The sequence below is a fragment of the Bacillus sp. 22-7 genome, assembly GCF_010628845.1.
GTDB classification, from domain to species: Bacteria; Bacillota; Bacilli; order Bacillales; family Cytobacillaceae; genus Cytobacillus; species Cytobacillus firmus_B.
The window spans coordinates 261,173-274,330 of the sequence record NZ_NJQY01000006.1; the positions used below are offsets into that span (position 1 = coordinate 261,173).

Annotated in this window: 12 protein-coding genes and 1 pseudogene; 2 read left to right on the top strand and 11 right to left on the bottom strand. The window is 42.5% G+C overall.

Annotated elements, in window-relative coordinates; all coding sequences use genetic code 11:
• Window positions 1-64 precede the first annotated feature (64 nt).
• The 11 genes and pseudogenes from CE058_RS05105 to CE058_RS05155 form a co-directional block, all read right to left on the bottom strand.
• Window positions 65-952, bottom strand: a complete 888-nt coding sequence (locus CE058_RS05105; protein ID WP_163140725.1) for a sugar phosphate isomerase/epimerase family protein — start codon at window positions 950-952, stop codon at window positions 65-67.
• A 1-nt stretch (window position 953) separates the two neighbouring features.
• Window positions 954-2,015: a Gfo/Idh/MocA family protein gene (locus CE058_RS05110; RefSeq protein WP_163140727.1), complete on the bottom strand. Its 1,062-nt coding sequence runs from the start codon at window positions 2,013-2,015 to the stop codon at window positions 954-956.
• Window positions 2,016-2,020: 5 nt separating this feature from the next.
• Window positions 2,021-2,929 (bottom strand): sugar phosphate isomerase/epimerase family protein, encoded by a 909-nt coding sequence (locus tag CE058_RS05115; RefSeq protein WP_163140729.1) that lies wholly within the window; start codon window positions 2,927-2,929, stop codon window positions 2,021-2,023.
• Window positions 2,930-3,121: 192 nt separating this feature from the next.
• Entirely contained in the window at window positions 3,122-4,090 is a 969-nt protein-coding gene (locus tag CE058_RS05120; RefSeq protein WP_163140731.1) for an ABC transporter ATP-binding protein, read from the bottom strand.
• Window positions 4,083-5,072 (bottom strand): ABC transporter ATP-binding protein, encoded by a 990-nt coding sequence (locus tag CE058_RS05125; RefSeq protein WP_048007854.1) that lies wholly within the window; start codon window positions 5,070-5,072, stop codon window positions 4,083-4,085. Before CE058_RS05125 ends, CE058_RS05120 begins: the two co-directional genes overlap by 8 nt.
• 15 nt (window positions 5,073-5,087) lie before the next feature.
• Window positions 5,088-5,984 (bottom strand): ABC transporter permease, encoded by an 897-nt coding sequence (locus tag CE058_RS05130; RefSeq protein ID WP_019382316.1) that lies wholly within the window; start codon window positions 5,982-5,984, stop codon window positions 5,088-5,090.
• Between the two features lie 12 nt (window positions 5,985-5,996).
• On the bottom strand, window positions 5,997-6,920 hold the full coding sequence (gene gsiC, locus CE058_RS05135; protein ID WP_163140733.1) for a glutathione ABC transporter permease GsiC: 924 nt from the start codon (window positions 6,918-6,920) through the stop codon (window positions 5,997-5,999).
• Window positions 6,921-6,993: 73 nt separating this feature from the next.
• Window positions 6,994-8,574: a glutathione ABC transporter substrate-binding protein gene (locus tag CE058_RS05140; RefSeq protein WP_163140735.1), complete on the bottom strand. Its 1,581-nt coding sequence runs from the start codon at window positions 8,572-8,574 to the stop codon at window positions 6,994-6,996.
• Between the two features lie 351 nt (window positions 8,575-8,925).
• Window positions 8,926-9,099: pseudogene (locus tag CE058_RS05145) on the bottom strand (phosphonate ABC transporter permease); the annotation flags it as partial.
• A gap of 1 nt (window position 9,100) precedes the next feature.
• Window positions 9,101-10,504, bottom strand: coding sequence for a metallophosphoesterase (locus CE058_RS05150; RefSeq protein WP_163140737.1), 1,404 nt, complete (start codon window positions 10,502-10,504; stop codon window positions 9,101-9,103).
• A gap of 63 nt (window positions 10,505-10,567) precedes the next feature.
• Window positions 10,568-11,770, bottom strand: a complete 1,203-nt coding sequence (locus CE058_RS05155) for a metallophosphoesterase (RefSeq protein WP_163140740.1) — start codon at window positions 11,768-11,770, stop codon at window positions 10,568-10,570.
• A gap of 315 nt (window positions 11,771-12,085) precedes the next feature.
• Here CE058_RS05155 and CE058_RS05160 point away from each other — a divergent pair, with 315 nt between their 5' ends.
• Window positions 12,086-12,877: a DeoR/GlpR family DNA-binding transcription regulator gene (locus CE058_RS05160; protein WP_163140743.1), complete on the top strand. Its 792-nt coding sequence runs from the start codon at window positions 12,086-12,088 to the stop codon at window positions 12,875-12,877.
• Between the two features lie 110 nt (window positions 12,878-12,987).
• Window positions 12,988-13,146, top strand: a complete 159-nt coding sequence (locus tag CE058_RS05165; protein WP_163140746.1) for a DUF1682 domain-containing protein — start codon at window positions 12,988-12,990, stop codon at window positions 13,144-13,146.
• Window positions 13,147-13,158: the final 12 nt, after the last annotated feature.

The window sequence follows — 13,158 nt, forward strand, 5'->3', positions numbered from 1 at the left end:
ATTTTGGAAGCTTCCATTGGAAATCCCCATCTCATTATACACTTTGTTCAAAGCATGAATCCATTTACCTAAAGCTTTTAATGAATCCTACCGCTTCCGCAATATCACGTATAGGATTTCGGTCCACTTCTCTTTCAATCGTTAAGTACCCCTGATAATCAATTTCGTTCAAAGCATTGAAGTAAGCCTCGAAATCAACGGATCCTTTTCCTAGCGGCATCTCCCTAAAATATTCACCTGAGGCAACCATTTCAGCAATCTTCTCATGGTTTGTGCCGCCTCCATATCCAAGGAACCCGTATACATCACGGGGATCAGCTGACTTAAGCCTCATTCCATCCTTCACATGTGTATGGACAATATAATCTTTTAGAAGCCTGACACCATTTGCCGGGTCATCTCCTGTCACCATCACCATATTCGCAGGATCAAAATTTACTGATACCCCATTAGTGCTCAGCGTATCCAGAAAATTTTTGAGCCTGGCGGATGGTTCAGGTCCTGTCTCAATGGCAAAGTAGGCATTCATGCTTCTTGCATAAAGAGCCAATTCCTCACAAGCTGCCTGCATGGCTTCATAGATGGGGCTGTTCTGCTCCTCAGGGATAATGCCAATATGCGTCGTCACAATATTTGTTCCCAATTCTGCAGCGAGATCCAAAATGCGTTTTGATTTTTCAATCTTAACAGGATTTTGTTCAATATCCTGAAACCCATGTCCTCCAAGGTCACCGCAAAGTGCCGATATTTCAAGACCAATGGATTCCAAATAGCTCTTAAGTTGTTTCCGGGAGTTCTGATCCATATTTTCAGGAGCCATTTCTCCTTCAACCGCATATATTTGTACACCATCAGCTCCCATATCTTTGCAGACTTTAAGTCCTTCATACAATGGCAGCCTGAGGCTATCCACCATCACACCAATTTTATTTGAGAGTTTTACAGTCTCCATTTTAAACAAAGGTCACCTCACTTCTCTTATCTGCCGCTTCATAAATGCCAGCGAGGATCTTCATTATTTCCACACCATCTTCAACGGGCGCCAAAGGATTTGTTCCTGTTATGCAGCTCGAAACAAAGGAATCGATCTGATTCTGAAAGGCATTGGCAAAATCAAATGTTAAGTGATCCATCTGCGGGTGAATATTTAAAATGGTGTTATTTTCTTCACTTACAATGGCCAATTCAGGCTCCAGTTCTGCTCCGCCTTTTTCGCCATATAATTTGACGCCGATTTCATCTTGTTTAGCATGAAGTGTATAAGATACATCGACAAATAAAGATGCGCCGTTTTCAAACGTAATCAGGGCATTCGCCAAATCCTCTACTGTGTTACTGTCTTTTTGATAATCTGCCGCTTTATAAAAGCGTAAATACTCAACATTCCCTCTGTTCCCCAGCTTGCTGTACACATTCCCGGAAATCGACTTCACTTTAGGGCGGCCCATCAGGTACCAGCACACATCGATGACATGGACACCCAGGTCAATTAACGGACCTCCCCCTGAGCGGTCTTTGTCTGCAAACCAGCCCCCCGGATTTCCCAGACGGCGCAGGCATGATGCTTTTGCATAGTAAATGTCGCCTAAAGTTCCGTTGTCAACAAAAGCCTTCAGCACTTTTGTATTTGTAGCAAACCTCCGGACGAAACCTACCTGCAGGATTTTACCGCTTTTCCTTACAGCTTCTTCCACTTTTAACGCTTCTTCCACATTCATGGCCAAAGGCTTTTCTACCAGAACATGTTTTCCAGCTTTTAGTGCTCCAACAGAAATTTCCGCATGGCTGTTATTCCAGGTGCAAATGCTTACTGCATCAACATTCGGGTCACTGTACACTTCTTCAATATTCCCATATACACGGCTGATTCCATACTCCAGCGCTTTCGCTTCCGCTCTTTCCGCAGAATAATCAAACACCCCGTAAAGGACAGCATCAGAATTGCCGGCAAAGGACTTGAAGTGCATATCAGATATAGATCCGGCTCCTATAATACAGACTCTTAATGGCTCCACTTTCTTCACCCTTTCAAAATCGGCTTAGATTCATTCACTGCCTGCACTTCATTCCATAATCTTCTTACATTATCCATGCCAATTTTAGAACCAGTTCTGCAATCTTCCATACCTTCAAATTCCACTGTCAAATAACCGTCATAACCGGAGCCCTTTATCAATCTAATAATCTCCCGTATATTTAAATCTCCGTGGCCGACGATTGCTCCGCGGAGATAGTTTTCATTTACAGTTCTGAACCAGACTCCATCACCCGGATTCTCAAAATATGGGCGAATATAGAAATCTTTTAAATGGACCGTTGCTGCGTATTTTAGATTCTTTTTTACTCCAACGAGCGGATCCTCATCTATGCAAAGGAAGTTGCCGACATCGAGAGTTGTTTTGAAGTTAGGACGGTCCACCTCATGAATGACCCGCTGAACGCGGTCGCTCGATTGGACGTTGAATCCGTGGTTTTCAATGGTAGTTGTAATGCCGTATTGTGCTGCGTAATCTGCAATTTGACGGCTTCCTTCTACTAACTTATCAAAATGCTCTTCAAAGTAGTGAATCGTCATTTCTTCCGGCTTCAGCTGAAATGCTGTTACATCATGGCGCATAATCTTAATGCCCATGAGATTAACGATATCCACATGCTCTTTCAGCCGCTCCACTTCTTGTTCGAATGCTTCCTGTGTCGGCTGGACAAAATTGGCCGGCAGGGAATAGGCAGAAAGTTCAATCCCGGCTGCTTCTGCTCTCTTCTTAATTTGATGTGCCAGCTCCGCATTATCTACAACCGAGAAGCCATAAGGAACGATCTCCATGTGCTCCCCGCCATTTTCGGCAATCCAGTCAATCACATCCAAAACCGTCATATTGCCATCTCTTAATTCTCTTACTAAACTATACGTGCTAAGTCCAACCTTCATGAAAATCCTCTCCTATTTCTTGTATTTTTATAGTGAGTTTGCAGGAACGCCGATATATCAAAAATGTGACCTATAATATTAAATTCTGACCGATATCTGTGAAAACTGACCGATATACAGGACAAAGTGACCGATAAATTCCTGCAGAGCGAAAAATCCTTAAGGACAATCTCATTGAATCGGCACGATTGGCTAATCCATTAAATGACATGCAACAAAATGATCATCCGCCAGCCCTTTTTTCACCTCTGGTTCCACTGTTCTGCAAATATCCATACATGCAGGACACCTCGTATGAAAACGGCACCCGGAAGGCGGGTTAACCGGACTCGGCAAGTCTCCCTGCAGGACAATCCGCTCCCTTCTCAGCCTCGGATCCGGGACTGGCACAGAAGATAGCAGTGCTTTTGTATAAGGATGCTGCGGATTTGAGAAGATGACATCCTTCGGGCCCGATTCTACGATGGTGCCAAGATACATGACTCCGATGCTGTCGCTGATGTGTTCGACTACACTTAAATCATGAGAAATAAATAGATACGTAAGATTAAATTCAGCCTGCAAATCCTTTAATAAGTTCAGGATTTGAGATTGAATGGAAACATCAAGAGCGGATACGGGTTCATCAGCTATAATGAGCTTTGGCTTCATAATCAGCGCCCTGGCTATGCCGATCCGCTGGCGCTGACCGCCGCTGAATTCATGAGCATATCGGTCAGCATGATGTTCTGTCAGTCCAACGACTTCCAGCATTTCGCTAACTAATCTATTCCTTTCAGCTTTTGATAGTTTCGTATGAATCACAAGAGGTTCGGCAATTATCTCTCTTACTTTCATTCTTGGATTAAGAGATGCATAGGGGTCCTGAAAGATCATCTGCACCTTTTTTCGCACCAATTTCAGCTGTGATTCTTTCTTTTGTGAAATTTCTTCCCCATCTATCCAGATTTCACCGTGACTGGGAGTCAGCAGCCTTGAGATCAGCCGTCCTGTTGTAGACTTGCCGCACCCGCTTTCACCAACCAGACTGTAGGTAGTTCCCTGCTCGATGCCAAACGACACATCATGAACGGCCTTTAATGATCTCTTTTTGGCAAACATGCCGCCCGGAAGCGTGAATGACTTTTTCAGTCCGTTTATTTTCAGCAGTGTCTCAGGCATATACATTCTTCCTCCCTTCTTCAATCATCCAGCAGCTGCACTTTCTCCCATCTCCCAAATCAGTTGCACTCGGCTCTTCCTCAAAACAAATAGCCATGGCTTCATTGCATCTTGGAGCAAACTTGCAGCCCTTTGGCATATTACTGGGGTCTGGCACATTTCCTTTAATGGATGTCAGTTTATCCTTCCTCTGGCCGATCTTTGGAACAGAACCTATCAGCCCTTTCGTATAAGGATGCTTCGGGGTTTCAAATAAATCGAATACATTCGCTTCCTCGACTACCCGGCCTGCATACATAACTGCTACCCGGTCACACATTTCCGCCACTACACCCAGATCATGGGTTATTAATAAAACCGACATGCCTTCCTCCCGCTGCAGCTGTTTCATCAATTCCAGTATCTGCGCCTGAATCGTTACATCCAGTGCAGTCGTCGGCTCATCAGCTATTAGAAGCTGCGGATTGCAGGACATGGCCATCGCAATCATAATCCTTTGCCGCATCCCTCCAGAAAGCTGATGGGGAAATTCATAAATAATCTCTTCCGCCCTGGGAATCCCTACTTTCTTTAGTATAAAAATCACATGCTCCTTCGCCTGTTTTTCGTTTAAATCAAGATGCAGCCGGATGGGCTCCAGCAGCTGTTCTCCTATTTTCATGACGGGATTTAAGGAAGTCATCGGCTCCTGGAAGATCATGGCCATTTGCTTTCCCCGGATTTTTCTCATTTCCCTCTCTGATTTATGAGTAAGATCCTCGCCTTTGAAGGAAATGGTTCCGCCCGAAATTTCTCCGCTTGTGCCTTTAAATAATTTCATGATCGACAGGGAGGTTAAACTTTTGCCGCAGCCGGATTCCCCTACGAGCCCGAGTACCTCTCCTTTATTGATATGGAAATTGACCCCCCGCAAAATTTTCAGTTTTTCCTTATCCTTTGTAAATTGCGTCTCCAGCTCGTTTACCTGCAATAGCTTCTCCATTTTTTTCAATCTCCCTTACTCATTCTTCGTTTTAGGATCCAGGACATCCCGGAGCCCATCTCCGACAAGATTGAAAGCAAGCACGGTCAAAAAGATCGCTAATCCCGGCATCATGACAACATGGGAAGCTGTTCCTAAATAATCACGGCCAAGGCTGAGCATAGCACCCCAATCCGGTGTTTCAGGACTGGCACCGAGACCCAGGAAACTCAAACTGGATGCCGCTAAGATTGCCGTTCCAATTCTCATCGTAATAAAAACGATTAAGCTTCCAAGAGTTTCAGGGAAAATGTGCTTGAACATAATTCTTCGGTGTGAGGCTCCCATTGATTTCGCTGCTTCCACAAAGACGGTCTCTTTCCCCTCCAATGTCGAGCCCCTTACCAGTCTTGCAAAAGATGGAATACTGAAAACGGATACTGCAATCACCACATTCGTTAATCCCGGTCCTAAGATGGCCACAATGGCGATTGCCAGCAGCAGATCCGGAAACGCAAACATAACATCACTGCCGCGCATAATAAGCCGATCCAGCCAGCCGCCAAAATAACCGCTCATTAGCCCAAGAATGATTCCTCCAGCCGCTCCTAAAAAAACAGCCAGAAAACTGACACCAAGCGAGATTCTTGCACCGACGAGCAAGCGGCTGAAAATATCGCGGCCGTATTCATCCGTGCCTGCCCAATGTTCATTGCTTGGACCCTGCAGCGTCGTATTATAATCAGGCTCATACGGATCATAGGGTGCAATATAGGGCCCAATGATGGCAATGATAATTAACAGCAGTATAAAAATGCTTGCCCCAAATGCCATTTTTTGCTTTTTCCAATTCTTAAAAAATTCTTTAACAGGTGAGTATTTTTTCTTTGGAATCACTGGGGTATAGGCATTAACTTCTTTTATGATTTCCATGATTCCCCTCCTCTAGGAAACGTAGCGTATCTTCGGATTCAGCATACTGTACATAATATCTACGATTAAATTAACAAGAATAAATTCGATGGAAAAAAGCAATAGCTCCGCCTGAATGACTGGATAGTCCCTGAAGGCAATGGAGTCGATCAGCAATCGTCCCATCCCCGGAAAGCTAAAAACAGTCTCCACGACAACCGATCCGCCCAGCAGGAAGCCAAACTGCAGCCCGGCAATAGTTACGACAGGAATTAAAGAGTTTCTAAGTGCATGCTTTGGAATAACTACAGATTCTTTTAATCCTTTCGCTCTTCCCGTCCGGATAAAATCGGCTCTTAACGTCTCAAGCAATGATGACCGGGTAAACCTGGCAAGCATGGACATGATTCCTGCCCCTAAAGTGATAGAAGGCAATATATAGCTTTTCCAGCTCTCTGCTCCACCTGTTGGAAACCATCCGAGCTGGACAGAAAAAATCTGAATAAGAATCAAACCAAGCCAGAATCCCGGCATGGAAATTCCCGAAACAGCTGTGACCATCCCAAGATAATCAGGCCATTTATTTTTGAATACCGCTGATAATGTTCCTATTAACAAACCAAGCACCAATGCCCAGCCCATACTCATGAACGTTAAATAGACGGAGGGCATAAAACGGTCTGCAAACATCTCTGAAACCGGAAGGCCTGTTTTTAAGGAAGTCCCCAAATCGCCTTGAAATAAATTGCTCATGTATGTAATGTATTGATCCCAGATCGGTTTATCCAGCCCCAATTCTGCCCTGATAATATTGACCTCATCAAGAGTTGCATCCTTTCCTGCAACTAATCTGGCAGGATCTCCGGGAATTAAATGAGTGAAGAAAAAAATTAATATGGAAACAATAAATAGGATCGGGATCATTTCCAGGATTCTCTTCAAGATATATTGAAGCAAAATGAAAACCCCTTTCTTAGAAGGAAGAGGCATTGGTTATTGTCAGCCTATGCCTCTTCTGCTTGCCTTGCTTTTACTTAAGATTGGCGTCTGTCACATTAATTCCGCCTGTTGGAGAAATGAAGACACCCTCGACATTTGATCTTGAACCTGCAAGAATCTCATCTACCCCAAGGAAGATCCAAGGTGCATCTTTGTATATAGTAGACTGAATATTATTGTAGATTTCTGCCTGCTTGTCAGGATCTGCAGTTTGATTCACCTCTGTAATCCACTTATCTACATCATCATTTTTGTAGTATGCCGTATTTGCTCCATCCGGCGGGAATGAGCTGCTGCTAAACAATGGCTTCGTTGCATTGGTGGTGTCGGATGGATACGCAGACCAGCTGACATACCACATTTGCACCTTTGCCTCTTCCGGTGTCTGAGCTCCATATATCTCATCTGACAACGTGCCTTCTTCCATTGACTTAATCTCAACTGTAATCCCAATTTCTTTTAATTGCTGCTGGATAAACTGCATTCCCTTCAATGTGTCGGAATTGGTGTTGCCCCATATTTCAGCTTTGAAGCCATTTTCAAATCCAGCCTCTTTCATCAATTCTTTTGCTTTATCAATGTTGTGATCATAAGCTTCCTGTTTGGAGTAAAACTGGGTTTTACTCGGAATAATCGAGTCCAGCGGCAAGCCGTAGCCGGAATTGACAACACTTATAAACGCCTCTTTATTCACAGCATAGTTAATGGCCTGGCGAATTCGAACGTCATCATATGGTTCTTTCATCGTATTGATGGATACATACCGGGCAATCGTGGAAGGAATTTTATGAATTTCAACGTCTGAATTGCTCTCCAATTCCTTCAAGTTTTGTACGGGTGCCGGATAAATCACATGTGCTTCGCCTGTTTTCAGCATAGCTACACGAGAGCCATTTTCCGGAACAGGTTTGTACGTAATTTTTTTCACACGATCTGCCTTATTCCAATAATCATCAAATCTTTCAACTGTTAAGTGGTCTCCCTGAACCCATTCCACAAACTTGAATGGACCGGTGCCGACCGGTGTTTTGCCGATATCGCTCGAAGAGTCATTGATCAGCTTCGGGCTTAGGATCTTAGCGGAAACAAATCTTGTCAGCATCCCTGCATATGGTTCTTTTAAAGTGACTTTAATTTGATACTCATCCATCACGTCAATACTGGTAATAAGATTAAATCCGCGGCTGTTTAAACGGAGGCTTTCATCCTTCATAATCCTTTCAAAGCTGGTTTTTACCGCCTCTGCATTGAACGGTTCCCCATCATGGAAGGTAACACCCTGACGAAGCTTGAAAGTATATTCCAGTGCATTATCACTGACACTGTATTCCTCAGCCAGCTGCGGAATGATTTGCCCTTCTTCATCCGATCCCAGCAATCCCTCTAACATAGCCGTCTGGACGGAATTCGAATTTGTATCACCCGTATTATGCGGGTCCATGGATATAAAGTTTTCATTCACCGCAATCACTAGTTCCTCTTCTTTCGAGCTTGAAGAGCTTCCGGAGCTTTCCTTCTCATCCGTTCCGCTTTCTTTGCTGGAGCAGCCAGCCATCAGCACCAAGGAAACAAAAACAACAAATAGCATTTTCCACACGTTTACCCTTCTCAAATTACTTTCCCCCTCGAACAATTTTGTGTTTTTTTGCTTTTCTCAGAAGTGAAATCTGTCAGAATAGAACAATTATTTTCACCATGTTATTAATTACGTAAAAAAGATATGTATTTTCGCCTAATTATGGATATTTACATATTAATTTCTCCACTGATGAAAATAATTAAATTCATTATAGATTGATAATCTTGTAATTTCAATAGTAAATTCTGAAAATTTTATATTTTTAATTTTAATCTTTAATTACAACTATTCATTTTTAAAACATGAATAATTGTTATAACTGCAAAAATCACATTTAAATAATAAAAAACCAGGCACAACAGGACCTGGTCAAATAATGATTCACTATGCTGTTTTCAGCTTTTTCTTTATCTTCGCAGCAAAGACTTCAAGGATAATCGCAACGGTCAGAATAAAATAAGTAATAGCCCCGATTTCCCTCATATCCAGGTAAAAGCTGCTTGCCATGAACATATCAAATCCTATTCCTCCCGCCCCTGCTGCTGCCCCCATGGCTAGATTAAACGGTTTCTGCGGCAGCCAATGTTTTCGTCTTCGCTAAAGCTCTTAAAGGTCTTTTACATACATTCCCATAAGCATCCATTGCATGCACTTCAATTTGATAGGCTGTATTGGCCTGTAATCCTTCAATGGTTAACGTTAACGGATTTGGCACAGGATCTTTATAGAATTCCGAGAAAGCAAGAAATTCCTTCACAACTGCCTCTGTATTTGCATGCCTTACCACTACCCTGTAGTCATGAACCAGCAGATCATCCTTGGCTTGCGTAAACATAATGGCCATGCCAGTGGCTGATGTCATTTCATGATAAATGGATAGCATCGCATCTTTTGTAAAAAATGGCGCTTTCTTATCTCTGTCTTCTGTGTAAACAAATTTCTGCTTATTTGCCGGATAGCTGATTTCAAACGGATCTCCAGTCCAGTCATTATGATGAATATCACGGCGCTTAATCAGCACCTTATTATTATGCACCTCTACAACTAATGCCTGATTCAGAACATCTGCACCCTCAGGCACTTCCCCTTGAATTCTGCCGGCATCCAGCCACAAATAGGCGCCGGTTGAAGTTCCAATTGAAGTAAAATCCTTCTGGTGAATGATTCTCGGGTCATCAAGAGGATAGTGGGTATGACCGGAAAATGAGATAACTTGCGGATATTCCTTTAAAGTGTTGTAAAAAAGATCTCTATTCTGATTAAAGCCCCATTCGCTTCCATAGATCGTCCCTTTAATCGGCTGATGATGGAAGACAAAAATTGGCTTCTTCCAATCATCTTCATGCGCAATCTTCAGCTGCTCTCCCAGCCAATTAATCTGTTCAGCGGAAAAGGTGCCCTCTGTTAATCCATCTTCTGTTCCGAGAATGATAAAATGGTAGCCTTTAATTACTTTGTGAAAGCGGATAGATTCCATGCCTGTTTTTGATAGGAATCGCTTTTGTGCTTCAGATACTGATAAGCCATTCCAATAGTCATGGTTCCCTATGGCAAACATCGGAACGGCACCTGGCTGTTTGTGGACATTATAAGCTGACATAAACTTATCGAATTCCGATTCATATCCATAATCTGTTAAATCTCCCACAACCACAAAAGCATCCTGCTTCGGTACAGCCTTATTTAATTGCTCCAGGGTAGTTATAAACTTTTCAAGTGTTTTATTGCTGCTGTTATGGATATGAATGTCACTGATAACCGGGAAAACTAAGTCAGGTTTACCAGCAGAATTCATTATCGAAGCAGAAGAGGCTGCGCTTGCTGTAATTACATTAAGAGAGTTAGCAAAAGATATTCCGATAGTTGCACTTGCAGCTAAGGTCGTTTTCTGCAAAAAAGCGCGGCGGTCCATTTCTCTTGAAAAAATATTACCATCTTTGTCTGCATTCCGAATTTCTTTCATGATTTATAAGCTCCTTCATCAATTTTTCAAGATTTCTATAAAACACTGCAGGTTCTGTTTAGCCTATTTTTTCTCCAGCGGCAGAGGATCCATGCTCTGGTCGTTGGCAGTTAAATCAATTCCGTAGTCTTTGGCAAAAACCATATGTGTATCGGCCAAAACACCATCATGATTTTCATCTAAATTAAATACTCTCGCTCCACGAAGTCTGTTTCTGTCGGGGCCTGAAAGACCGTAAGTGCCAAAACCCGTATTTCCGGCATATCCAAGCAGAATTCCATAGTAGTTTCCGCAATATGTATTAATATGGTCATGGCCGCAGAATACTCCTTTCACATCCCCCCTGTCGAGCATGGCTGTAAACAAGCCGCTGTTGATTGGGCCGGGGCACTCATCTTCATTCCGCTCTCCATTAATTTGATGCCTTGCAGCAGCTAAATCGTGCCCTGCCTGTGTACGGCCATCCACACTGCCCCACCACATAAAACGGTGCTCCCATAGGGGAATATGTATGAATACAAGAGAAGGCACTTTATTGCCATATCGCTTTTCTATTGCTTTGGATCTTTCATAATACCAATTGACCTGATTAAATCGCAGCCAATCCCATGTTGGATAGCCCTTGAAATCCTGGCCGGCGATTGTTTGAGGGGCATATCTGCCGCTGTCTAAAAGCCAGAGATTAAATGCTGCCTTATTCCCTTTGGATTTTTTGATTAATAGATTCATATTACCTGTTCCCGTAAGGCCTTTTTGTCCAGGTGTGTTCATATTATGCTTGTATTTCATATAGAACTTAAGCATACCGCTCTCATCCATGCCGCTCTTTGGAGTTGAGTCCTCATCATGATTTCCAAACGTAGCCGCCCAGCGGATCTTTCTTTGTTCCATTGGCTGGACAACATTATTCATCGCTTGCATCATTTCTAATTCTGTGTCACACCCGCCTGTTATATTGTCACCATTTAAAACGACAAAATCAGGCTTCTCGGAATCCAGCACCTTTTCCATCAGCTGTATAGTCCGTCTGTCGATCCGTTCATCATCCTGCGTATCATTAAATTGTACAATTTTAAATTTCCCATTTGAGTTGAAGGAAAGTCTCGGCCCTTCCAGCTTTTCACTTATCTCTTCCGCCTGGACCCTGCTTTCGAATAAGTCTCCTGGTAAACCAGCGGCTGCCATGGTTAAAGCCAGAGTCCCTGCTCCTCCCGCTTTAATAAATGTCCTTCTGTCCATTCCTTTGCTTTCATTTTCTTTCTTCATCAGCCTTACCTCCATGAATTGCTCAATAATTTTTCCCTACGGTTAAAATCCTAGAGTAAATCTATTAAAGAAGTATTAATATCAATAGATTGTTTAGTAAAGAAAACAAAGGCAAAAAGATAAACAAAAATGTTATTTTCTATTTTCATCTGAGATTATTAGGAAGGAAGAATGGAATTCGGGACTTTCCTCTCTTTGTATTCTTTTGTTTTCCTTTCTGTTTTAAAACTTTTAAATAAATTAATATTTTTAACCTCAATTTTTAAAACTTCATCCCTATACTTATCCATAACATGAAAGCGGGGGTTGCTATTAATGAATAAAGAGATTGTTGCGGAAAGGCACAAAAGAATTATCAGGGAATTAGAAATAAATAATAAAGTGAGTGTAGCGGATCTCTCCAGAAAATTAAGTGTAACGCCTGAGACAATCCGGAGTGACTTGAGAGGGCTTGAGAAGAGAAACAAATTGCGAAGAATCCATGGAGGAGCGATATACTATTTTGGCTTAGAGAAGGAGCAGCAGTTAAATAAACGGATTGGTATAGGCCTTCCCATCAAAAAGAAAATTGGTGAAGCTGCCGCAAGCTTTATTTCCGATGGAGAAACAATCGTTTTGGATGTCGGCTCCACAACTCTTCATATTGCCGGTTCGATTGAAAATGTTGAGAACGTTACGATCGTAACAAATTCCCTGGCTGCCGCAGACATATTAAATACGAGAATGGAAAATAAACTGTTCAATGGCAAGGTCATTCTCATTGGCGGGACTGTGAATCCCCTGCAGCGCTCAACCTCAGGTTCACTAACTAACCAGATGCTGGAACACTTTTACTTTGACAAGGCCTTTATCTCATGTGGAGGAATGAGCCGCGAAGGAATATGCGATTATAATATGGATGAAGCTGCTGCCTCGTCCATTATGATAAAAAGATCTAAACAGGTTTATGTGGCAGCCGATTCCTCAAAACTGAATCAAATGGCATTTTTCCATATCAGTCCTTTTTCAGCTATTGATTTTGTTATTACTGATGCAGATTTGCCGCAGAATTGGCCGGAAGAGGAAATCAAGTTCAATGGGCTAAAATGGGTGAAGGTATATACATAAAATGAAACTTTATCATCAGCCTGCATTTTGGCTTTATCTCTATCCGGATTGTTTATTTCTTTTTAAAGAGGAAACATTAAAAACATATATGATTGAGGGAGGCCAATAATATGAGTGAAAATACCCCACAGGATGTAAACCGCATTCAGGAGGAAGCACAAAAACAGGACCGCGAAGCGAAGAAAGCCCAGGAAGTCGTGGATGATGCCATTTCCAAAATGACTCCTCAGCGGCAGTACGAAAAAGAAAAAGAACAGAATAAGCGATAAAGTGAAACTTCA